This window comes from Maricaulis maris MCS10 (genome assembly GCF_000014745.1).
Classification (GTDB): Bacteria; Pseudomonadota; Alphaproteobacteria; order Caulobacterales; family Maricaulaceae; genus Maricaulis; species Maricaulis maris_A.
In genome coordinates, this window is the sequence record NC_008347.1 from 1961706 (window position 1) to 1984636 (window position 22931).

Annotated in this window: 20 protein-coding genes and 3 tRNA genes; 3 read left to right on the forward strand and 20 right to left on the reverse strand. The window is 62.2% G+C overall.

Annotated features, from left to right (window positions below; translation table 11 throughout):
* Positions 1-39: 39 nt before the first annotated feature.
* From nusG to MMAR10_RS09415, 13 genes are all read right to left on the reverse strand, one after another.
* A complete protein-coding gene (gene nusG, locus MMAR10_RS09360; RefSeq protein ID WP_011643745.1) occupies positions 40-573 on the reverse strand; it encodes a transcription termination/antitermination protein NusG in 534 nt (177 codons plus the stop codon).
* An 11-nt stretch (positions 574-584) separates the two neighbouring features.
* On the reverse strand, positions 585-842 hold the full coding sequence (gene secE / locus MMAR10_RS09365; RefSeq protein WP_011643746.1) for a preprotein translocase subunit SecE: 258 nt from the start codon (positions 840-842) through the stop codon (positions 585-587).
* A gap of 81 nt (positions 843-923) precedes the next feature.
* A tRNA-Trp gene (locus MMAR10_RS09370) sits at positions 924-999 on the reverse strand.
* Between the two features lie 132 nt (positions 1000-1131).
* Entirely contained in the window at positions 1132-2118 is a 987-nt protein-coding gene (locus MMAR10_RS09375) for a class I SAM-dependent methyltransferase (protein WP_011643747.1), read from the reverse strand.
* A 143-nt stretch (positions 2119-2261) separates the two neighbouring features.
* Positions 2262-5117: a TonB-dependent receptor domain-containing protein gene (locus MMAR10_RS09380; protein ID WP_041636901.1), complete on the reverse strand. Its 2856-nt coding sequence runs from the start codon at positions 5115-5117 to the stop codon at positions 2262-2264.
* A 281-nt stretch (positions 5118-5398) separates the two neighbouring features.
* A complete protein-coding gene (locus tag MMAR10_RS09385) occupies positions 5399-7189 on the reverse strand; it encodes a tetratricopeptide repeat protein (protein WP_011643749.1) in 1791 nt (596 codons plus the stop codon).
* Positions 7186-9327 (reverse strand): tetratricopeptide repeat-containing sulfotransferase family protein, encoded by a 2142-nt coding sequence (locus tag MMAR10_RS09390; protein WP_011643750.1) that lies wholly within the window; start codon positions 9325-9327, stop codon positions 7186-7188. The genes MMAR10_RS09385 and MMAR10_RS09390 overlap by 4 nt, the downstream gene beginning before the upstream one ends.
* Entirely contained in the window at positions 9324-10088 is a 765-nt protein-coding gene (locus tag MMAR10_RS09395; RefSeq protein WP_011643751.1) for a 2OG-Fe(II) oxygenase, read from the reverse strand. The genes MMAR10_RS09390 and MMAR10_RS09395 overlap by 4 nt, the downstream gene beginning before the upstream one ends.
* Before the next feature lie 234 nt (positions 10089-10322).
* Positions 10323-11513, reverse strand: coding sequence for an elongation factor Tu (gene tuf, locus MMAR10_RS09400; RefSeq protein ID WP_011643735.1), 1191 nt, complete (start codon positions 11511-11513; stop codon positions 10323-10325).
* A gap of 228 nt (positions 11514-11741) precedes the next feature.
* Positions 11742-11815: transfer RNA gene (locus MMAR10_RS09405), tRNA-Gly, on the reverse strand.
* 111 nt (positions 11816-11926) lie between these two features.
* Positions 11927-12964, reverse strand: coding sequence for a GGDEF domain-containing protein (locus MMAR10_RS09410; protein WP_049755704.1), 1038 nt, complete (start codon positions 12962-12964; stop codon positions 11927-11929).
* Positions 12965-13278: 314 nt separating this feature from the next.
* The gene (locus MMAR10_RS17295; protein WP_011643753.1) at positions 13279-13518 is read right to left on the reverse strand and encodes a GIY-YIG nuclease family protein; all 240 of its coding nucleotides are present in this window, start codon (positions 13516-13518) and stop codon (positions 13279-13281) included.
* Positions 13519-13780: 262 nt separating this feature from the next.
* Positions 13781-13866, reverse strand: a tRNA-Tyr gene (locus MMAR10_RS09415).
* A 144-nt stretch (positions 13867-14010) separates the two neighbouring features.
* Between MMAR10_RS09415 and rlmB the strand changes: the two genes are divergently transcribed.
* Positions 14011-14811: a 23S rRNA (guanosine(2251)-2'-O)-methyltransferase RlmB gene (rlmB, locus tag MMAR10_RS09420; protein ID WP_150099751.1), complete on the forward strand. Its 801-nt coding sequence runs from the start codon at positions 14011-14013 to the stop codon at positions 14809-14811.
* A 50-nt stretch (positions 14812-14861) separates the two neighbouring features.
* Here the strand turns inward: rlmB and MMAR10_RS16205 are convergent, their stop codons facing one another.
* From MMAR10_RS16205 to MMAR10_RS09445, 5 genes are all read right to left on the reverse strand, one after another.
* Positions 14862-15866 carry a GIN domain-containing protein gene (locus MMAR10_RS16205; RefSeq protein ID WP_011643755.1) on the reverse strand — a complete coding sequence of 335 codons (1005 nt, stop codon included), beginning with the start codon at positions 15864-15866 and terminating at the stop codon, positions 14862-14864.
* A 159-nt stretch (positions 15867-16025) separates the two neighbouring features.
* Positions 16026-17207 (reverse strand): DUF819 domain-containing protein, encoded by a 1182-nt coding sequence (locus MMAR10_RS09430; protein ID WP_011643756.1) that lies wholly within the window; start codon positions 17205-17207, stop codon positions 16026-16028.
* Between the two features lie 60 nt (positions 17208-17267).
* Complete coding sequence (locus tag MMAR10_RS09435; RefSeq protein WP_011643757.1) at positions 17268-17873, reverse strand: glutathione S-transferase family protein; 606 nt, start codon at positions 17871-17873, stop codon at positions 17268-17270.
* A 33-nt stretch (positions 17874-17906) separates the two neighbouring features.
* A complete protein-coding gene (locus MMAR10_RS09440; protein WP_011643758.1) occupies positions 17907-18305 on the reverse strand; it encodes a RidA family protein in 399 nt (132 codons plus the stop codon).
* Between the two features lie 4 nt (positions 18306-18309).
* Positions 18310-19671 carry a M20 metallopeptidase family protein gene (locus tag MMAR10_RS09445; RefSeq protein ID WP_011643759.1) on the reverse strand — a complete coding sequence of 454 codons (1362 nt, stop codon included), beginning with the start codon at positions 19669-19671 and terminating at the stop codon, positions 18310-18312.
* Between the two features lie 167 nt (positions 19672-19838).
* Between MMAR10_RS09445 and MMAR10_RS09450 the strand changes: the two genes are divergently transcribed.
* Positions 19839-20768 carry an ABC transporter ATP-binding protein gene (locus MMAR10_RS09450; RefSeq protein ID WP_011643760.1) on the forward strand — a complete coding sequence of 310 codons (930 nt, stop codon included), beginning with the start codon at positions 19839-19841 and terminating at the stop codon, positions 20766-20768.
* Positions 20765-21490, forward strand: a complete 726-nt coding sequence (locus MMAR10_RS09455; RefSeq protein ID WP_011643761.1) for an ABC transporter permease — start codon at positions 20765-20767, stop codon at positions 21488-21490. The genes MMAR10_RS09450 and MMAR10_RS09455 overlap by 4 nt, the downstream gene beginning before the upstream one ends.
* Here the strand turns inward: MMAR10_RS09455 and MMAR10_RS09460 are convergent, their stop codons facing one another.
* Together MMAR10_RS09460 and MMAR10_RS09465 are read right to left on the reverse strand one after the other, a co-directional pair.
* The gene (locus tag MMAR10_RS09460; protein ID WP_011643762.1) at positions 21491-21790 is read right to left on the reverse strand and encodes a hypothetical protein; all 300 of its coding nucleotides are present in this window, start codon (positions 21788-21790) and stop codon (positions 21491-21493) included. It lies immediately after the preceding gene.
* Positions 21783-22733 carry a peptidylprolyl isomerase gene (locus MMAR10_RS09465; RefSeq protein ID WP_011643763.1) on the reverse strand — a complete coding sequence of 317 codons (951 nt, stop codon included), beginning with the start codon at positions 22731-22733 and terminating at the stop codon, positions 21783-21785. Before MMAR10_RS09465 ends, MMAR10_RS09460 begins: the two co-directional genes overlap by 8 nt.
* Positions 22734-22931 lie beyond the last annotated feature (198 nt).

Below are 22931 nucleotides of genomic sequence, written 5' to 3' on the forward strand. Positions count from 1 at the left end.
GGCATGGACTTGGCGCCGGCACCTCCCGCAAGATAAACGCTAGGCGATCTTCTCTACCTGAGCGTATTCGAGCTCGACCGGGGTCGCCCGGCCGAAAATATTGATGGCAACCTTCAGGCGGCCATTTTCGTCGTCCACTTCCTCGACAACACCGTTGAAGCTCTGGAAGTGGCCGTCGATGACATTGACGGTTTCGCCGATCTCGTAGCTGACGGTCGGACGCGGGCGCTCCGCATCCTCTTCCATCTGGCCGAGGATCCGCTTGACCTCGTTCTCGGAAACCGGAATCGGCTTCTTCCCCGAACCGAGAAAGCCGGTGACTTTCGGGGTCGAGGTGACGAGGTGGTAGGCTTGGTCGGTCATGTCCATCTTCACCAGGACATAGCCCGGGAAATACTTGCGCTCGGCATTGATCTTTCGACCCTTGCGAACTTCCACGACGTCTTCGGTCGGAACGAGGATTTCCTCGAACTTGTCCTCAAGGCCCTTGATCGATGCTTCGATACGGATCGCGTCGGCGACCTTCTTCTCGAAGTTCGAATAGGCATGCACGATATACCACTTGGCAGACATACAGCCGCTCCTTAGCCCAGGGACAGAATGGTTTGGATGGTCCAGCTGATGAGAGAATCGACCCCCCAGAAGAACAGCATGGCGATCACGCTCAGGATCAGCACAAGAACGGTGGAGACCAGGGTCTCCTGACGCGTCGTCCACGTCACCTTGCGTGCTTCCTGGCGTACCTGCGACAGGTATTTGAACGGACCGACACCCTTTTTCTTGGGTGCAGCCGTATCAGCCTTGGCCGTCGAAGGCGTCGTATTCTTCGCGTTCCGCGTCATTCAAGTCCATCTGGCCCGCATGGGCCCTCTATTCAAGAGGTGGCTGGCACGATGCACATCCACCTGAAATTCCTTATGGCCTGGCAGGGGCGGAGGGACTCGAACCCCCGACCCTCGGTTTTGGAGACCGATGCTCTACCAACTGAGCTACACCCCTAGGACCACGCGCGGGATATCACAACGGACAACGCGCCGTCATATCCAGAGCGCAGGTGTCTACAATGGGCAGCGTGATAAGAAAACAGGCTAAACGCAGATTTGTGCCGCTCACCCTGGCCCAAAGGCCGGATTAACGGTGGCCCCGCAGAATCCAACCGGCACTCAAACGATGGTGAGCCGGGTCAAATGACGCGACCGAAACCCCGCTCAGACCACCCTCACGGAAAAAATCTGCCAGGATGGCGACCTGGCCCTCGTCCCGGGCTGCACGGCTCATCGACTGCATGCGATTGGCAAATCCGCGCAGGGCATGGCGCTGCCCTTCAACCCACTGCTCCATTTCATCGAGCCGATAGGCCAAAGGATTTGTTGCCACGCGGCCAAGGTCCGTCAACAAGCGGGCGACATGCGAGCGGGCAGCACCCAAACCCGCCGCATCCCGAGCCGTTTCTACCCGTTCAACCGAGCGGGCAAAGCGGGCGCTGGCAGGCTTGGCGGCGGCCGGCTCCAATCCGGCTTGTGCCGCCTTGTGTCTGATCTTCAACAGCGTCATGAATGACTTGAACACGCCGGAATCAAGCGTCGCGAGCAACAGGGCCTCGTCATCCTGGCAGCGCCTGTCGATGACGCCCCCCACCCGGTGAACAATAGCTTGTACAGCGCCGCCAGGTGCCACTACACGCGCCAGTTCCGCGAATGCCGTGGCACCGGCATATTCGACACCATACTGGCTGACGACGATATCCAGGGACTGATCGGGAACTGGCAGCCTCGCAGCGTCAGCGACGATTCCACTCACCGAAGCGCCGTCCAATCGCCTGACTGCAGCTCGGACGGCAGCCTCCGAATAGTCGCAACAGATTGCGTGCTGAGCGCCCCCATGTTCAGCGGCAATCGAGACAGCCTGCTCTGCAACAACTGCATTCCCACACGCCACATCGAGGATGCGACAGCGGCCGCCGCTCGACAGGCCGCCTTCAAGGAAGGGACGCCATACAGCGCGAAGCGCCTGCGCGTCCGCCTCGGAATTGACGACATGGGCGTCGCTGCCCTCGTCCTCCCAGAACTGCGCCCAAGCGACAGCATCACGTTCGGTATTTGCTTGCCTCGTCATCATGGCATTTTGCGGTGATGTCACCCAGTCGCAAGCCGTTTTGTGTCATTCGACTGAAATTCCATGGCCCGTCGATCAATGCTCATTCCAAAGAAAAAGGGCGGGTCCGAAGACCCGCCCTTCTCAATTGCGATCAAGCCAGAGGCTTAGAAGCGCAGGCGACCACCCACGAAGAGGCGACGGCCGAGCGTGTCGTACGTTGCCGGCCAGGTGTTGGCCTGCTCCGAAGCGGTCGAACCGAGTTCCGGAACGGCCGTGTCGGTGAAGTTGGTCACACCGATCGTCGCCGTGAAGGCTTCGTTCACGTCATAGTTGAACGTGATGTCGAAGTAGTTCTTCGCGGTGATGTCGTCGGACAGGTCCGAAACGGTCGCAGCCGTGGTCGGGTCCGCATCGAGCGCACCAATGTGACGCCAGCGCAGCGAGGTCGTGAACGGCCCCGTGTACCAAGACGTCTGCATGGAGTGCTTGTACTCCGGCGTCGGCTCACCACAGTCCAGACCATAAAGGCCCGCACATTCGATGACCGGCGACGAAGCCGACGTCGTGAAGTCAGCTTCAGAGACAAAACCACCGTAGTAGGTGATGGCCATGTCGCCCGGCAGACCGATGATGTCAGCGGAGAAACCGTAATCGACGCGGAGGTCAACACCGACAGCCGTCAGGGTTGCCACGTTGATCGGCGACAGGTTCGGCAGGAAGCCGTTGGCGCCCATTTCACCCGTAGCCGGGTTACGCGACGGGGTTGCCGCGCCAGCCGGATACAGCGTGTCACACGATGCCTGAATGCCGGTCAGGTGACATTCGTTCAGCAGCGTCTGAAGCGGAACCGTGGAAATCGCATCCTGGATCTCGATGTTGTAGTAATCGAGCTGGATGGTCAGACCTTCGATCATCGCCGGCTCGAACACCGCACCGATGGTGTAGGTGTCAGCCGTTTCGGCACCGAGACCGGTGTTACCACCGAACAGGGCTTCCATCTGGGCATTGCCCTGGAACGGAGCGCCCAGCTGGCCAGCCGGCACGCCGGCGGCAAGACAGGTGGCATCGATCGTGGCGGCCGAGTAGCTACCATTGGCGCCGCCGGAGCAAGGATCGCCTGCGCCCGGGAAGCCGTTGGTGAACGGTGCGAACAGATCGTTGACGTTCGGAGCACGAACAGCGCGGTTGAAGTTACCACGCAGACGGATCTGATCGTTGATCTGCCAGCCAAGACCAACAGCGAAGGTCTCGGTGTTGCCGACCGTGTTGTACTCAGACGTACGGAAGGCGAGGTTCGCGCTGAGAGATTCCACCATCGCCTTGCCGGTGATGAGCGGAATTTCGGCTTCTGCGAAGAACTCGTAGACGTCAACCACACCCGAAACAGGCAGGGAGGAGTTGAAGCCACGAACGTCCGGGCCAAGCACGGAGTCAGGGATCGATTCAGCGGAAGCTTCACGATACTCGACACCCATCACCAGAGCCGGAGCATATTCTGCCGTCGGCAGCTGGAAAGCAGGCAGTTCGCCGCTCACCGTAGCAACCGTCTGGAACATCTCGACATTGTCGATCTGAGCACCGGTACGAGAGATCGACTCCGCGCCGGCTGCAGACATGGAGTTCGGGCCGTTGAAGATATCAACGTAAGGCGCCGAGCAACCGCTGGCGATCGCCGTCGGGCCACCGTCGCAGAGCACACCGGCCTGCAGGGCGGAAACGGAGATGTTACCAGTCTGGATCTGCGAGATCGACGAACGCGAGAAGTTCGCGAACACGTCGTACGACCAGTTTTCGTTGATGTCACCACGGGCACCGAAGACGAGCTGGAAAGAGCTCGTGTCGCGGAGCGAGTTACGCGTGCCGATTTCCTGGTAACGACGGGAGGTACGGATCGTGGCCGTGCCGTCGCCATTGTTGGAAGCCGGATCGTTGGTGAACAGAGCCAGAAGGTCAGCCGGGAGCGTCGGGTTGTCCAGGTTGACGTTCAGGGTCACACCGGCCGGCGTCGGAGCCAGCTGGGAGTCGACCACGTTGTTCGCGTAGATGCCGCGACCGTACAGCTCGAGGTGCTCGTTGACATCATACGTGGCGAAAGCCGCGATGTTGTAACGCTCTTGCGGGAGCTGCAGGTAGTTCGACGGCGCGTAGTTATACGTGTCGTTCGGCGAACCAAAGCGCATCGGGTTGATGCTGCTGCCGGTGTTGAAGAAACCGGAGCAGATGTTGCTTGCACAGCTAGGATCGGCGGCGACGAGACCAGCGCCATAGGCACCGAAGTTCGACGACGTCGCACCGCGGAAGCGGGTGCCCGGGATGTTCGAGGAACCACCGGAGATGAAGCCGTTGGCGGCATTGCCGGGGCCCGGATCCCAGTTGCTCAGGGACGAGAAGTCACGGTCGCCCTGGAAGACGGCCTGACGGTCGGTGTAACCCATCGAGATGACAGCGTTACCGCGACCATCGTCGAAATTGCCGCCCATCGTGATGGACAGGGTCGTGATCTCGCCGTCGAGGTCACCCAGGGTGGTCTCGTGCGACGCGTTGATCTCGACGCCTTCGAAGTCGTCCTTCATCATGAAGTTGACGACGCCGGCAACAGCGTCCGAACCGTAAACGGCCGATGCACCACCGGTGACGATGTCGATAGACTCGACAAGCGCGGACGGGATGCTGTTGAGGTCGACGACCTGAGCCGGACCAGAGCCGACGAAGCGCATGCCGTCAACGAGGACGAGCGTACGAGTCGTGCCGAGGCCACGAAGGCTGACCGTTGCCGTACCGTTACCCGGGTTGTTCGAGGTCGAGTCGAACGCCGGAACAACTTGCGGCAGCGTGTTGATGAAGTCTTCGGTGTTGACCGTGTTCACAACCGCGAGCTGCTCAGCAGACACGTTCGTGATCGGGCTCGGCGCCACCGTATCGGTGCGCTGGATGCGCGAACCGGTTACGACGACGACGTCATCGTCTTGCGCCACAGCAGGAGCCGCAAAGGCCATACCGCTGATAAGCGTGCTTGCCATCAGGCAAGTCTTCAAGGACTTGGATCTCACTCTTAATCCCTCCGAGTAAGGTATACGGAACGGAACGGCCCCCCCGCCTCAATGAGCTGGCGAGCCCCCCCTCAGATCGGATCGCCCGAAAGCTTTCCATATTTGCAAGGTACGTCTGCGATTTCGGGGGGGTCAATGACATCTCACCGTCACAAACGGTGTTTGCGATACACTGTTGCAGGTTTGCCGCAGACGAATACCGCTATCCGGTGGCAGAGCCGAACCAGCCGTGCGTGAATTGAACGGCAGGGTCAGACCGGGAGCAGATCGAACGGTGCGGTCACCCGAACCTCGTCACTCTCAAATGGCTCGACGCCGTGCCAAAAATAAGACGGGAAGACAATGGCGCAGCCAGGTTCTGGCTGAATATATCGTTCGACTGGGAGGTCCAGCCCAGGAAGGCCCGGAGCCCCGATGCGCAGCCAGCCGGCCCGCTCGCCGGCCATCACGGATGCCGGAACACTGACATAGTAACTGGCACTGACCCACCCCGCCGGATGGACATGGTCGACATGACCGCCCCCGGACCTCAGGCGAACCGACCAGGCCCCGGCCAATCTGGAACGGCCGGTATTTCGCGCCAGGAAAGGGTGAGACGGATCCACAGGCAGTTCTGCCAGATATCGGGCCGCCAGACCCTCCAGCGCCGTCGCGAGGGCCCGAATCACCGGGTCATCATTGTTCCACAACCGCCCCGCGGACTGGGTCCCGCCAAACAGGGTCTGCTCGAGAGGCGCTGCGCCATCGGCATGCAGTCGCTCGATCCGGTCGGACAGCGCCGCGTTGAAGGCAGCCAGAGACTCATATCCGGGCGGCGTCTCAATCCACATCTTGCGAGCGAACCGGTCATAATCGCAAAGGGCGGCGTAGCGAGGATTGCCCGTCTGACGCCAGGCCACCGACTGCAGGGCCAGGTGTTTTTGCAGGTGAGCGGCCGGCGGATCGCCAACCAGTACATCGGTCGCGCCTTCCCAATCCGCGTTTACAAGAAGGGCTTCAGCAAGGACATGGCGGGCGCCCCAGTCCTCACCTCCGCTGGCATCAAACGCCAACCGGGCATCCTCCAGCGCACCTCGCAAATCGCCACAACGAAGCCCCAACTCGCTGCGGACCATGGCCGCCTTCACCGCGCTGGCGTCACGGGCCAGTGCCGCATCCGCCGCCGCCCGTGCCGCTTCCGGCCGCCCTGAGCGCATCTGCAGCCGGGCCAGGACTTCATAGAGGCGCGGATCGCCGCTCACCGCGATTCGTCCCTGCAAGGTGGTCAGAGCCTTGTCGCCCTGCCCTGCCTCCGCCAAAAGGCCGGCCAGGTCAGCGTGATATCCCGGGTCATCAGGGGCCAGCGCCAGGGCCTGCCGATAGGCCTGCTCGGCCCCGGTGATATCGAGACTGGTGCGAAGGCTGTGTGCCAGCTGGGCATGGGCCTCGGCCAGACCTGGTGCCATGCCACAAGCGTCACGCAAATCCGCACAGGACGCCTCGATCTCCCCCGTTTCACGCCGCAATGCGCCGCGATTGATGCGCGGCTGCACCGCTTGCGGATCAGCCGCGATCGCGCCGTCATAGGCACGCCTCGCTGCATCCGGATTCCCGGCGCGCCGCTCGACATTGCCAAGTGCGTTGAGCAGCAACGCGTGATTGGGAGCCTGATCGAGAACCGCATTGATCGCCGTCCGCGCGGCCTCGAAATCCTCACCTTGAGACAGGGTAATCGCCAGATTCATGCGGGCATCGGCAAACCCTGGTGCCAATCGCAAAGCCTCACGATACGCCGCCACCGCAGCGTCCAGCCGACCGGCTCGCTGATGATGGTTGCCGAGATTATTGTGGACCGCATGCGGCTGGGGGTGACAAAGACCTGCCGCCAGGAAATCGCTGACCGCGCCGCTGTCATCTCCGGTCCGGCTTCGGGCCATGGCCCGAAGCATCAGGGCATCGGGCTGGTCAGGCTGCGTATTGAGGACCCCGTCGAGGAGCGTGAGCGCCTCGCCAAAACGTCCGGCCTGCAGCAGGCCCGCGGCGCGCTGCAGCGTCTCCATCATGAGCGGGACTTTCCGCCACCACCAAACAGGCGTTGCCAGAATCCACCGCTGGCGACAGGCACCCGGGCGGTTTCAGGCGCTGCTGTCTTCACGTCAGGAGCCGCGCCATCCCCGGCATTATCGGTGCCCAGCCACTCACCGGTCTTGGCATCGACACCACAAGCGCCGATAGCCTCATCAAAATCGCCAAGCCACTCCAGATAGGGTGTTGTGGAGTCCAGATGGTCCGCGGACGGGGGACGGCGGACCTGCATGGCGCTGAAAGTCATGATCTGGCGTTCCAGCTTGTAGAACTCCAGGCAGTTGTCATCCCAAGAAAGCCCCATGCGATCGAACAGGGACCGCAAGGTCGCCTCGAACTCGACAACCAGTGTCTCGTACTGAACCGGCGTCACCGTTTGCGGATAGGTCCGCTGCCAGTAATCGCACAGGCGCGCCTGCTCGGCATAATAGTGTCGGATGTCGTCGAGTGAATGGGCGAAGGGCCACTGCCGGGTAAAGTTGCGCCGGAAAATGGAAAAGGCCGTTTCCAGCGGTCGGCGACGGATATGGATGACCGGCGATTGCGGGAAGAGTTGGCGGATAAGACCAACCGCCTGGAAATTGCTGGGCTGCTTGTCGGTCACCCATTTGGCACCATCGAGCCCGTATTCACGCAGCTGGCGGAAATAGATTTCCCGCCACTCGGCCAGCACTCCCTCGGGTATCGGCCCACCGCGCCAGCCATTGGCGGCGGCCCAGCGCTCGAACTGCTCGAAAATATAGGGCAGCGCCGGAAGCTCGCCGGAGGGCTCGATATCGGCATGGGCTGACACCGCGGCCTCCAACAGCGTCGTGCCCGAGCGCGGCATGCCGACAATGAAGATGGGGACCGGCCCGGACACGGGAATGCCGGCCGGTTCGCGCCCGTCGAACTGGCCCATCAGACGGTCGACCCGCTGGTGCTGGGCGTCCCGGTCATAGCCCGACTCCAGCTTGCCATTATGCTGCAGCCACTTCACCTTATTGGCCCGTTCCCAGGTCGCGAAGGCGTCAGCGCGACGCTTGCGGCGATGATAGGTATCACCCAGCGCGAATAATGAGACCGACTGCCGATCTGCCGGCAGATCGGTGGCGTCGCGCGCGGTTTCAAGCACAGCCAGCTCGCTATCCTCGATCCGGCCGCCGGTCGTCTCGGCGAGGAAAGCGCAGGCGTCGAGATGATCGGGATGGGCCGCGAGGATTCGACGGCAATAGGTCTCCACTTCCTCGACACGACCGGCGAAATTGCCAATCCGGGCCAGCCCGAACAGGGCGTCTGCCGAATTCGGGTCGATTTCCAGTGCCGCTTCAAAGGTCTGTCGCGCGGTCTCGGTGTCACGAGCGCCAAGATACAAACGCCCCAGCGCCGCCAGGGAGCCCGGGTCGCGCCCGCGCTCCGCCACAACCGGCCGGAAAATCTCGATCGCACGACGATAATAACCCAGTTGGGACAGCGCCTGGGCCAGGGCGCCGCGCGCGTCATTGTCGTTCGGGACAACATCCAGCCACGCCTGGGCAACCTCGCGAAGGAGACTCCAATCGGCGCGATTTCGCGCGATAGCAGCCTTGATCGCATAGCCCTCAGGCGGCATCCCTCCCCCCAGCGCCGCTTGCGCGATATCCAGTGCGGCCTCGGCGTCGTCAGCGCGACCAAGTTGCATTTCCAGCCCGGCCAGACGGATCGCCACGCTGGCACGGGCGGGGTGTTTGCCCTCGGCCTTCAGCGCCTTGCTGAAACAGGACGCCGCCAAGGGCAGATTGCCGCCAATTCCGGCGAGGTCGCCCAGGCGGCCCCAGATATCAAAACGACCTGTGTCGCACTCACTGGCGCGACGCGCAGCATCCAGTGCCGCCGCCGCATTGCCTTCGGCTTCCAGCTGGATCGACCGGTAGAGGTGGACCGATGCATTGTCGGCATCCGCGGCCTCCGCCCGGTCGAGCCAGGCCCGACCGCCCGCTACATTGCCGCATTCGATGTCACATATCCCCAAAAGACCCATCGCTTCAGCGTCATCCGGGCGCGTCTCCAGAACCGTATGGCAGAGCGCTCGGGCTTGATCGAATGCATCCTGAAGGCGCAGGTCTCGCGCCTGGGCCAGGCGTGGGTCCAGGGTCATCCCGCAGCTCCTGCAGGCGCATCATTGCGGAACCAGCCTGTGATCTGGTAGCGCCCTTCGCCGGCAAAGGGCGACACGGGACTGACCGCATGCATGCGGCGGCCATCGAAGATCGACAACATGTTGAAGCGTGGCAGGAAGGCCCGCGACACGTCCAGCCCGTCTTCGACCAGCATCAGCAAGCCCCCCCAGTCGGTCTGCCAGTTGCGGGTGAAACCGAGCGTGTAGGCGGCGACGCGTTCCTGGTCGTGACCTTCATCAACATGGCGGGTCAGGAAATGCCCCCGGGCATAGCGGGTCGCCTGGGCGTCTGCCTTGGTAACCACAGGTGCACCAGTGACGGTCCGGCCGAACTGCAGGAATTCGGGAGAGTTCAAGAACTCGGTGATGCGGTGGACAGGATGCCCCGGATCCCAATGCGAAGTGTAGGCCTGGATCATCGGATAGGCGTCGTAGAGATAGCCGTAATTCTTCTGGGCCCGCTGCATCACAGCCCCGATCTGGGCCGAGATCGCGTCACGGCCCATGCGCTGCACATCCTGCTGGGTCAGCTGGACGACAATCTCGCCGTCACCGCCGGGAGTCGGCTCGGGAAAGACGATGCGCCAGTTAAGCGTATCACGCAGGATGGCGCTGATCTGGTCGGCCAGTTCGGGTTCGAATACGTCCGGTATCTGGACCAGCTTCTCTTGCGCGTAGAGACTCGCCCAATGGGCCGCGTCCAGGGCCGGATTGAGACGGAGGTTGAGCGATTCGGACATGGGCGGGCACCAGCGGCAACAAACAGACCGAAAACACCTATCCAGACCACCCCACCCTGTCCAGATGAGCGGTCAGCGCCGCGCCCGGGGATGTCGCAAAGAAAACGGCGCGCCCCGGATGGAGCGCGCCGCATTCACGTGTCGATGTCGCGTGCGACTACTCGATGATTTTCGAGACGACGCCGGCGCCGCCCGTTCTGGTTGACGGTTGGGCCGGCCGGTTTGTCTCAAAGACTATTCAATAATCTTCGAGACGACGCCGGCGCCGACGGTGCGGCCACCTTCACGGATTGCGAAGCGGAGCTTCTCTTCCATGGCGATCGGCACGATCAGCTCGACATTCATTTCGATATTGTCGCCCGGCATCACCATTTCCGTACCTTCGTTCAGCGTCACAACACCGGTAACGTCGGTGGTGCGGAAGTAGAACTGCGGGCGGTAATTGGTGAAGAACGGAGTATGACGGCCGCCTTCTTCCTTGGTCAGGATGTAGGCTTCAGCCACGAACTTGTGGTGCGGCGTGATGGAGCCCGGCTTGGCCAGAACCTGGCCACGCTCGACACCTTCACGGTCCACGCCGCGAAGCAGCACGCCGACATTGTCGCCAGCCTGGCCCTGATCGAGCAGCTTGCGGAACATCTCGACGCCGGTGCAGGTCGTCTTCGTGGTGTCACGGACACCGACGATTTCGATTTCTTCACCAACCTTGACGACACCGCGCTCGATACGGCCGGTCACAACCGTGCCGCGGCCCGAGATCGAGAACACGTCCTCGATCGGCATCAGGAAAGGCTGGTCGATCGGACGCTCAGGCGTCGGGATGTACTCATCCACAGCCGCCATCAGCTCAAGGATCTTGTCCTTGCCGATATGATCGTCACGACCCTCAACAGCCGCCAGAGCCGAACCCGCAACGATCGGCAGATCGTCGCCCGGGAACTCGTAGGAGGACAGAAGTTCGCGAACTTCCATCTCGACCAGCTCGAGCAGCTCTTCATCGTCAACCTGGTCAACCTTGTTCAGGAAAACCACCAGTGCCGGAACGCCAACCTGGCGGGCCAGCAGGATGTGCTCGCGCGTCTGCGGCATCGGGCCGTCAGCGGCGTTCACAACCAGGATCGCGCCGTCCATCTGCGCCGCACCCGTGATCATGTTCTTCACATAGTCAGCGTGGCCCGGGCAATCAACGTGGGCGTAGTGACGGTTGGCCGTCTCATACTCAACGTGAGCCGTCGAAATCGTGATGCCGCGTGCCTTCTCTTCAGGCGCACTGTCAATCTCGTCATAACCCTTCGCGGTACCGCCGGACGCTTCCGCCAGTACCATCGTGATCGCAGCCGTCAGCGTCGTCTTGCCGTGGTCAACGTGACCAATCGTGCCGATGTTCGCGTGCGGCTTGGTGCGCTCAAACTTTTCCTTCGCCATGATCTTACCTCTTGAACGCCGATCTTGATCGAGAAGATGGGCTATAGACTTGGATGTATTGATTTCATTGGATACGGCGAGGCCATACCCGTCAGACCGGCGCGGGATAGCGTCGCTCGCCGTGGAAGGCAAGTCCGAAGCGCGGATCGGGTGTTTCGGCTGCAGATGGGCAGACCGTCAACACAGGGCGACGAAAACGTCAGGCTCAGGTTTTCAATGAGAAGAAAATGGAGCGGGTAGTCGGGATCGAACCGGCATCCTCAGCTTGGAAGGCTGCTGCACTACCATTGTGCTATACCCGCATGTCCCAAGGGACGGGCGATGTGTTTAGCGAATTCACTTCGGTGCGTCGAGGGGGCGGATACATTGAAGCCTGCAAGTGGGCAATCCGGCAGCGCTGACAGGTGAGCCGATCAGCCGGCGCGGCTGGCCGACACTGTCTTGTCAGACGAGCAGAGCTCGGGTTCGACACGATTCCGCCCACCGCGCTTGGCGCGGTAAAGATACTCGTCGGCGCGCGCGAGGAGGTCTGTCGCGCTCGCATTCACATCGCACTCGGTTACGCCGAAACTGGCTGTCGGCGAGACCGAACCGCGCCCGTCCACTTGTATAGAAATCGCGGCGATCATCTTGCGCATGCGTTCCGCCATCAGCCGCGCCTGCTGCCCCGACACACCAGGCAGGACGACGACGAACTCTTCACCGCCGATACGGCCGAGCATGTCTGACGTCCGTAAGGCCTGCTTTACCACCCGCACGGTTTCGATCAGGACCCGGTCGCCGGCGAGGTGCCCGAATGTGTCATTGACCCGCTTGAAATGATCGAGATCGAAGACAACAACAGCGAACGGTATCCCGGTTTCGCGATGGCGGTCGGTTTCCGCGGCCAGGATCTGGTCAATTGCCGCGCGATTGGCGGCACCGGTCAGGGCATCCGTCGCGGCCCGTTCGCGGAAATGGGCCATTGAAATCTCGGCCGCCTTCCTGGCCGTCTCAAGGCGATGGGCCGCGTTGACCATCTCACGTCGGAAAATCGTCGCCCCGATGAAAATGAAAATGGCGGCCCCACCCAACGCCGTGAGCAAGGTCACATTGCTGCTGGTGACCGAATAACCGGCGGTTTCGGGAGATTGGACGACACACCCCACATAGATCGACAACGCCGCCAGCAAATAGGCAAGACCGGTCCGCCACCCGACGGCCAACGTAAACGTCATGATACCCGGGAGCATCATGATATTGGCAGGCGATATCAAGGCCTTGCCCATGGCCGCCATGCCGACCAGCATGACCAGCAAGAGCGACCCGAGCAATCGCGCACGGATCTTGTAGTCATTGGCTGCATTGACCCAGATCGGCGCCACAAGGCAGATCAGCGACGCGATCGCCCCCGTCACCAACAGGCCGGGCTGGTCTTCCAGGAATTCCAAGCTGACCAAGGTGACCGTCATACCTGCGATTCCGGGCAGCACGCAAAACGCCGACAATGATCGACGCGACGCGATGTCCATGTGCTGATCGGTGCTATCTGCCGGCCAGTACCGTCGCAGCATGACGGATTTCCCTCCCAACTCGAAAGGAAAGCCTAGCGCAAATTTGTTTAAAGCGTCTGAAGGCGAGGCCGATCGACGCGATCCCAATAATCTTCTGGACGATCAAGACAAAGGTCTAGCGGAAGGGACGAACCAACGTCGAACCATACGGGCTTGCCCGCGCGGTCGCGGGCCGGTCCATCGGAGCGTCTGCGAAGCGGACTGCCGTGAGACTACCACAACCGCTTGTTCGCGAACGCCTTACCGGAGCCGGTCTTGAGGTACCGCTCGAACGCGTAGGCAGCACCTTTGCTTTGAAATGCGAGATAGCTCACCAGCTTCCAGGGTCGAAATTTCGCGGTATGTGGCGATCCGCCAGCATTGTGTCGAGCCAGTCGTGCCTTCAAGTCCGACGTGCAACCCGTATAACGTTCGCCCGCCACCGAGCTTTCAATGAGGTAGACGTCGTGCACGGCGATGCCTCGTTCGCATTGCACACAATTACAACGAGCAAATCCAGACGGCAAACCATAAAGGTGTTCGTAGCGATAAACTGCGGTCTGCCACCATAGACTGAGCTTGCACGAGGAGGACGTCCGGAATTCACGGCATGAAAGTTCGGGAAAAGCTCGCGGCGGCGTATTCGCTATCCTTCGCCAAGGCTTCGGAGAGCACCTCTTCGCCCCGGGTGCGCGCTGCGGGTGGCGTGCCACCCGAAGCCCGCAGGGCGAAGGGTGGTGGAGGGGGTTGGATTCGAACCAACGTACGCTCTCGCGGCCAGATTTACAGTCTGGTGCCTTTAACCACTCGACCACCCCTCCACAGGGTGCCTTCAGGCCGCGACTTAACCGGCCTTTCGGAAACCTGCAAGAAACAGTCTCAGCTTGCGGAGAGGCATGTTATGCCTCGGCAAATCAAGCGACCGCCCCAAAACAGGAGCGCGGACTATAGTGACGAAGACTCCCATGCGCAACACCTCCAAACGCCCCGATTACAGCCGCCGCTCCAAGCCTGCTGGCACAGGGGATTCAGGCTGGATCTGGGGCCGCCACGCAGTGCTCGCCGCAGTGGCCAACAAGCGCCGCGAAATCCTCGAACTGAAGGTCACCCGCAATGCCGCTCGGGACCTGCCCGACGGTACCGATCACCAACAGGTCGAACCCAAGGTCATCGACAATGCGCTGCCGGAAGGCGCCGTGCACCAGGGCTTCGCTGCCCGGGCCCGGGCCCTGCCCTCCGAATCCGTCAATGGCGTGATCGACCCGACCCATGGTGCCCTTCTGGTGCTCGACCAGATCACCGATCCACACAATGTCGGCGCCGTGCTGCGCTCGGCGGCGGCGTTCGGGATCCGTGCCGTCATCATGCAGGACCGCAAGGCCCCGCCGCTGTTCGGTACGGTGTGCAAGAGCGCGGTCGGCGCGGCCGAGCGCGTCGCCCATGTGCGGGTGACCAATATCGCCGACACGCTGCTGGAGTTCAGCAAGGCCGGCCGGCATGTGCTGGGACTGGCCGGAGAGGCCGAACTCGACCTCGCAACGGCCCTCGCCGCCCCGGACGGCAAGGGCTGGGGGCCCGGCCTGGTCCTGGTGATGGGGTCGGAGGACAAGGGCTTGCGCCAGCGCGTGGCCGAGTGCTGCGACCAGCTCGTGCGCATCCCGATGACCGATACCGTCGAAAGCCTGAACGTCTCCAACGCAGCGGCCATTGCGCTTTACGAGGCAGCAAAATGGCGCCCCGTCAGAGACGAGACGCCATCCGCTTGATCCGACCCTCCTGCGGGAGGCTGTGGGGCCGGATGCTTTCAGTGTCTTGGCTAGTTGGCGTCGCCGACGCGCAGGACGGTCCGGCCATTGCGGGTCCAGTTGACGCTGCCTTCGATCTCGGAAATCGACACGTCGCCGCCGCCATTCTCGCGCACGACCAGGTCGACGGCCGTGCCACCGAAGGAAATATCACCGGAGCCACCGATATAGGCCTCGAAAGGCTGGGCGCGGCCATCACGAACCGCAATATCGCCAGACCCATTGATGCGGGCCGAGAAGGCGCCATTCATGCTGGCGGCCTCGACATCACCGGAACCGGAAATACCGACCGCGAGCCCGGCCACCTGACCGAATTCGACATCGCCGGACCCATTGATGCTGACGTCGGCATCGCCGTTCACATCGTCGGTCAGCACATCTCCTGAACCATTGATGGAAACACTGACTTCGCGACCGATCGTGCCGGTCTCGATATCGCCGGACCCATTGATACTGATATGCGCGGCTGCGCCGATGGCACCGGTGGTGATGTCGCCGGAACCATTGATCGCCATACGCGCCTCGCCGGCAATATCGCCGACATCAAGACGCCCACAGCTGTTCATTGACAGGTCCGCACTGCCCAGATCACCCGCCGTGCCCACATAGGCACTGTCGTCCAGGCCAAGCGCCAGCGAAGCCGGCGCGGTGATCACAAGGCTGGGATACTCATCAATGCTGTGACGACGGCCGCGATTGAGGCCGATGCTCATCGTGTTGTTGCGGGTGCTGCAATTGGTATTGCGCAGGCGCAGCCCGCCATCGATGCGCACGGTCGAACCGGAATGCGACACGGACGGATCGTCGACAAGACCGCCGGTATTGGTCATCGAAACCGAAATGGCGTCCGACGAACCCGTGCGGATTTCAATCCGGCCCACGAAATTCTCGATCTCCAGACGCTCTGCGTCATAGTTGCCAACGTCATTGGCCTGCAGGCTGGCGCCGGCTGTCATCGAGAACAGGGCGATGCCGGCAATTGCGGCGCTGGTAGCAAGCAAGATCGGTTTGGTCATGGGGCGTCCCTCCTGGTGGCTTCATCCCTTGATGCAGGTCGCGGCCTGATCGGATGCATGATTGACCGGACGATAGGCACCCCGGACATGCCGGGCACTGTCCGGAACATGACAGGTCCGTAAGTTCGGCAAAATGCAGGGCGATTCTCGGCGAACCGATCAGCCCGGCCAAAGCTCGAAAACCAGGGTGGCTATCGGCGTTCCGATCGCATAGCCCAGAACGCCGACCAATACGCCAGGCGTGACAAGATCCTTCCAACCTTTCGCGGCAGCCAGCGCAGGCGCGGTTGTCGCTCCCAAAATTGCGGCATTGGACGCCGTGATTAATTCCGGCAGTGACAAGCGAAGCACGCTGCCGACGCCGAACACAATCACCGCATGAACCGCCAACATGATCCCGATCAGCCCAAACAGGACTGGCGCCTGCTGGAGCAGAGAAATCACGTCCGCGCCCGCCGCAATCATGGCGAAGAACACAAAGCTCAAGGCAATTCCCATCTCATAGCCGCCACGAAGCCCACCAATTGTCTTTGGAAAGGCTGTGGCCGGAATGAGCGCCAGGACGGAAATGATAGCAAATTTCCACTTCCGGCCAGCGTCGTCCCAAATGGCGTCGAGCTGATCCGCCAGGGCCGAACCAATCGCGACGACAATCAACGCATAGGCAGCCGACAAACAAAGCGACGCCGCAGTGATTGGCCGGGCCTCCTCGACCTCGTCATCGCCCTCGCTATGATCGATAGGCTTGAAACGCTTGGCCAACCAAGCCCATCCAGGCATCAAGGCGAGCAGCGCCAGGAAGAAACCGGAATACAGATTGTCGACCGCTGTCATCGCCGAAGCCCAACTTGGGTCTGCGGCACCCAGACCGGTAGATGACATCAACGCACCGTAATTGACGGAGCCGCCGATATAGGTGGCCGTAAAGGCCCCTACCGCCGCAGCTTGCCGTGTGCCCAGCGTCGCCGCTTCGGTACCGGCCGCATAGTCCCCGATATCGATCAGCGAAAACGCGATGATCGCGCCGACTACGGTTCCAACCGCAGCCAGCAGGAAGGCCCCCGCCATTCGCGTTGTCTCGAAAAAGATCTTCTTGAGGTCAGCCTTCATCAGGAAGAGCGGAATCAATACGGGAACGAAATAGGTCCAGACAAAATCATAGGCTGGCGCGGTGGACGGTATCAGGCCGATATTCGACGCAATGATCGCCAGAAAAATCGCCCAGACGGCACCGGTCAGCAGCGCGCCGATACGAGTTTTTTCAATCAGGAAGCCAGCCGCCGCAATGGCGAAAAGGCTCGCCATGACCGCCAAATGATTATCCGCTGAAATCAATGACATGAAACTTCCCCTCAATTATTGCCGCGAACCTACCCGTGCGATGATCGGCGCGCAAACAGGTCACCCCGCAAAGGCGGCCTCACGCGCCATGGCGCGCTTGTAGGCCGGGCGTTCGACCAGCTGGCCGACATAGCCGGCGAACGGCTCGACCCGCTCGAGCAGGTTGAAATTCATCATGAAGTTCAGCGTCGACCCGATCATCAGGTCGGCGGCAGTGAACTTGTCACCGACCAGGAAATCGCGACCGTCCAGCGCATCCGCCAGTGTCGCCTTGACCGAAGCCAGGTCGCCCCAACCAGCCATCTGGCGCGGTGTCTCGCGTGACATGGCCTTGTCGATGAAGGACGGCTCGATCACCGATCCGGTGAAAAACAGCCATCGCAGATAGCTGCCGCGACCGGTTGCATCGATGGCGGGGGCCAGCCCCTTTTCCGGGTAGCGGTCGGCCAGCCAGGCGCAGATGGCCGGGCTTTCGGTAATCAGCTCACCGCCGACATCGAGCGCTGGCACCTTGCGCATCGGATTGACCGCACCATAGGCCTCGGACTGGATGTCATCGCGGATATTGACGATGCGGACTTCGAAGGGTTCGCCGATCTCCTCCAGCATCCACAAAGCGTGAAAGCCGCGCGTTTTCGGGCAGTGATAGAGTGTCAGTTCGGTCATGTCTGTCCTGCTCCCGGTCAGGCTATGCGAATGTCATCCGGCTTCCACACACGCGTCCGCCTCAATCTCGATCAGGAATTGCGGACCGATGAAGCGCGATATCTCGACCATGGTGGTTGCGGGCGGGTGATCGCGGAACACGTCACCATGGGCCCGGCCGAAGGCCTCCCAATGGTCGATATCGGTGACGAACATCCGCGTCCGCACGACATCGCTCATCGAAGCGCCGACTTCGGCCAGGGCCTTGGCGATGATGTCCAGGCAACGGCGCGCCTGGCCTTCCGGATCGCCGACCGCAAAGGGCTGACCGTCGTCGTCAAGCGACACCGTGCCGGTAACCCAGACCAGATCGCCACGCCGGATCGCGCGGCAATATCCGACCTGTTTTTCCCAGCTGGCGCCGGTAAAGCTGCGCTGCGTCCCCGTGCCCATGACCCTATTCAGAGCCACTCGGCGCGAGAATGTCGAGCGCGACCGCGGCCATCGCCTCGGTGGCCTGCGTGATCGAACCTTCCGGGTCGTCCGGCGCAAAGAAGGGCGAGTGGTTGGACGGCGGAACCAGACCACGGGCAGTGTAATCGTCCAGCGTTGCCTGGGTCGTGCCGCCGACCCAGAACATGAAGGTCGGGATATTGTGCTCGGTGCGATGATAGCGCGAGAAATCCTCGCCGCCCATCACAGGCGAGGCCTCGACGACGGCCTCGGCGCCGAATCGGCCGCGCATGGTTTCAACGGCGCGGGCCGCCAGATCCGGATTGTTGAACAGGGCCGGCGTGTAGGTCTCCTCGATCTCGACGCGCGGATATTCCTCCGGTGTCAAACCGTAGGAGGCCGCCTGGTTCGCCGCGATGCGCTGGATCCCGGTGAGGAGCTGCTCACGCACCTCGTCGGTATAGGAACGGACTGTCAGCTGCAGGTGTGCACCGTCGGAGATGATGTTGTGCTTGGTGCCGGCATTGAAGGCACCGACCGTCACAACGGCCGGTTCGAGCGGGGAGACTTCCCGCGAGACCAGGGACTGCAACGACACGACAATCTGCGAGGCCAGATAGATCGGATCCTTCGTGGTGTGCGGATAGGCACCGTGGCCACCACGTCCCTGCACATGGATGTCGACCGAATCGACATTGGCCATGGCAAAGCCCGGCACATAGGTGATGGTGCCGGTCGGGATGGCAGAGAAGGTGTGGAAGGAGACATTGAAGTCGGGCAGCGGAAAGCGTTCGAACAGGCCGTCCTCGATCATTGCCACGGCGCCCTCGCCCAACTCCTCGGCCGGCTGGCCGATCAGCACCAGTGTGCCGGACCACTCATCGGTCCGCTCGACCAGCTGACGTGCGGCACCCACCAGGGCGGTCATGTGGGTATCGTGCGCGCAGGCATGCATGACCGGGTTCTCGACACCGCGAAGATCCGTTCCGGTAACCTGGGAGGCGTAGTCCAGCCCGGTCTGTTCGGGCACGGGCAGACCATCCATGTCGGCGCGCAGCATGAGGGTTGGCCCGTCGCCATTCTCCATCACGGCAACAATGCCGGTCTGGCCGACGCCTTCTGTCACCTCGAAACCCAATGTCCTCAGCTCGCTGGCGAGGCGGGCGGCCGTTTCGACCTCCCGGAAGGACAGTTCCGGATTGGCATGGAAGTGCTGGTAGAGATCTTCCAGGTGGGTTTCATAGTCGGCAGCGATCGCGGTGCGCAGGGCGTCATCACCCGCCACGTCCTGGTATGCCAGCGCAGCAGGCTGAGCAGACAGGGTGAGCGCAAGAGCGGCGGCGGCCGTCATCAATTGGCGTTTCATGATCGAGTTCCCCTCATTGAGTTGACGCCATTCGACCCAGCTCGCGAGCAAAGGTCAATGGATACCCGCTCCGGCGCCAGACGGGGGACGGCGATATCCACAATCCCGTACGCCTGACGGCAGCGCAGCCTTGCCTCTGTCGTGCGCCAGACCGTCTACTGTCCGGCATGACAGACACCGTTCTCTCCCTGCAGGGCGTGACCCTGCGCTACGGCAAACTGACCGCGCTCGATGCCGTCGACCTGGCGATTCCCGCCGGTGCGATCTATGGCTTTCTTGGCCCGAACGGGGCGGGCAAGACGACCGCGATCCGCTGCGCCATGGGACTTCTGACGCCGCAGTCCGGGCGTGTGCTGATCGACGGTCATGATCTCAGGCAAAGTCGCCGCAAGGCGCTAGCGAGTGTTGGCGCCGTGATTGAGACACCGGCGCTGTTTCCCAATCTGACCGGTCGGGAAAATCTCGACATCACACGGCGCATGCTCGATGCCCCGCCTGCCCTGATCGACCGGGCGCTGGAGCTGGTCGACATGCGCGACGCGGCCGATCGCCGGGTTGGCCAATACTCACTGGGCATGAAACAGCGCATGGGTCTGGCTCGCGCGCTTCTCGCCGAGCCTCGCCTCTTGATCCTGGATGAACCGACCAACGGGCTCGACCCGGCCGGAATTCGCGACATGCGCGCCCTTATCCGCGCCCTGCCCGAACGGACAGGCGCCACCATTTTCATGTCGAGCCACTTGCTGTCGGAAGTCGAACAACTGGCCAGCCATGTCGGCCTTCTGCAGCAAGGGCGCGTCGTCTTTGACGGCACTCTTGCTGCCCTGTCCGAACAACAGGCCCCCCGCCTGCTGGTCACCGCCACTCCCGCCGACACGGCACACGAGGTGATGACCGCGAGCGGCTTTGCCGGCGTCATCCGCGACAAGGACCAATTCACCCTGACCGACCCGGAAGCGATCACCGCCGAGCGGGTCGCCGCGCTCAATGCGGCGCTGCACGCTGCTGGATGCCAGGTCAGCCAACTGACCCTCGACCGTGCCGACCTGGAGACGACCTTCATGACCCTCACCGGCCACGGGGAGGCCCGGACATGATCAATATCCTGATAGCCGAAGCCACCAAATTGCGTCGCTCGCTGGTGCTGCTGGTCGCGGCCACCCCACCGGTCATGGTCTTCGCCCTGGGCGTGCTTGTCGTGGCCAGCGGCAATGCGCCGGAAAACTGGGCCATGCACACCATGGCCGGCTCGGCCATCTGGGCCTTTTTCCTGCTGCCGATGAGCGTCATCGGTATCACCGCCCTGATCGCACAACTGGAACACGGCCCGGGCACCTGGTCGCACACGCTGGCGCTGCCGGTCCCGCGCTGGCAGGTCTTCCTCGCCAAGGCACTGGTCAGCCTCGGCTTGATGGCGATTGTGTCCGCTGCCGTCGCCGCGGCCGGCTATGCCAGCGCCATGATCGGCCTGCAATTGGGCGAGGATGCCGTGATGGAAGGCGGGTTCGACCCGGCCCTCGCCTTCGAGCTCTACGGCAAGATGTTCATTGCCGGACTTCTGGTGATGGCGATCCAGTGGACGATGGCGATGCGGTTTCGCAGCTTTGCCGCGCCGGTCTCGGTCGGCATCGGCGGGACTTTCGTGGCCGTGGCCGCGACAAGCGCCGAGAAGGGCCTCTATTTCCCCTGGCTGATGCCGGTCAATGTGCTGGCCTCGGAGAGCGGACGCGGAGACCTCGCCATCCTGATGGGCGGGATTGGCGGCGTGATCGTCTTCGCCCTCGCCATTGTCTGGCTCAGCCGTCGCGACTGGGGCTGATCAGACCGGTTTCGCCTTGAAGTGACGGATGTCTTCCTGGGCGGCCAGGCAGGCCGGACGCAATTGTTCAGCCTGCGGGAAGTCATGGATGCGGGCCCACAGCGTGTCTTTCAGCGCCGCCGGATAGGCCTTGAACCGCCGCGCCGCATGGCCGATGGCCAGAATGCCGGCATTGACCATCCACGGGTCATTGGCAGTCGACGCAAATTCGAGCGGCGCGGCCAGCGCGTCCAGGTCTTCACAATCCATCGCGATCTTCACAATGTCGGCAGGGGCGTAGCGGGTCGGCAATTCAATCATCCAGTTGCGTTTGAGCGATGCGCACCGGGCCGGGCAAGTGACAGGCCTCGATCACCGGCGGTGGCGTTTCGAAAAAGAAGTCATGCGTCCGGTTGCGGCGGCCTTCCTTGGCGTCGTGAAAGGCCTGACCGTCCGTTCGCATGACCTCATAAGCCGGTCTGTCATCCTCGGGAAGGTCCGAGGCGATCCTTGCTGACACAATGATGTCACGAGCTCCCGTGTCGGCGATCACACCGGAATTCACCGCCGGGTCGCCGCGGCGCAACGCCTGGACATGCTCCATCCCGTCAATCACCCGGCCAAAGACCGTCATGATGCGGTCGAGATGGCGGGGTCCCTGCCCGATCACGATGTAAAATTCCACGTCGCCGCTGTCGGGATCATTGTCGCGGGCCATGGCCACCGTGCCGGGACAATGGATCGGCCAGACTTCATCACCCGCCTCATTCGTGGCGGCCGGGAAACCGGCGACATGACCAACTTGCGGTGCGTAGAGGTCGTCATCGATCATGGGCGTGAAGGTCACCGACGAAGCCGCGACCGTGAATTCACCGGCCAGCGTCGGGTATTGCGGCAGCTCGACCGAGTCCGCTTCCTCACCGCGCCCGCCCTGGGCAACGAAACCATCGATCACGCGATAGAAGCTGCGCCCGTCGAAGAAGCCGTCGCGAGCGGCCTGGCGCATGCGATTGGCGTGGTTGGGCGCGACCCAGTCGGCAAGCTCGATGGCGATGAGGCCGTCCCCGACTTCAAGCAGAAGGAGGTCAGCAGGATTAACCGGGCGCCAGTCGGGAATGCCGGTGAAATCGGGGATCTCGGTCTGAACCGGCACGATGCTGCCGGCATCAAAATACTCCACGATACCATCAACCTGCTCGGATGTCGTGCTGTCACACGCCGTACAGGCTACGAGGCAGGCCATTACCGAAACCATCAGCTTCATCGCGTCCACCGAGGGCGCAAACGCGCCCTCTCCCTCATTGTTTTCTTGTCAGCCAGTGGGCCTCGGTCCATCCGGTTCGTCAAGGCCACCTTCGGTGCCGCGAAGCGGGCTGGCGCCTTGACGAACCGGATGGACCGAGGCGAAGTCCCGGCAAGACATCAATGGACTTTTCCGCCTGCAGCAGGCGAATAGGGACCA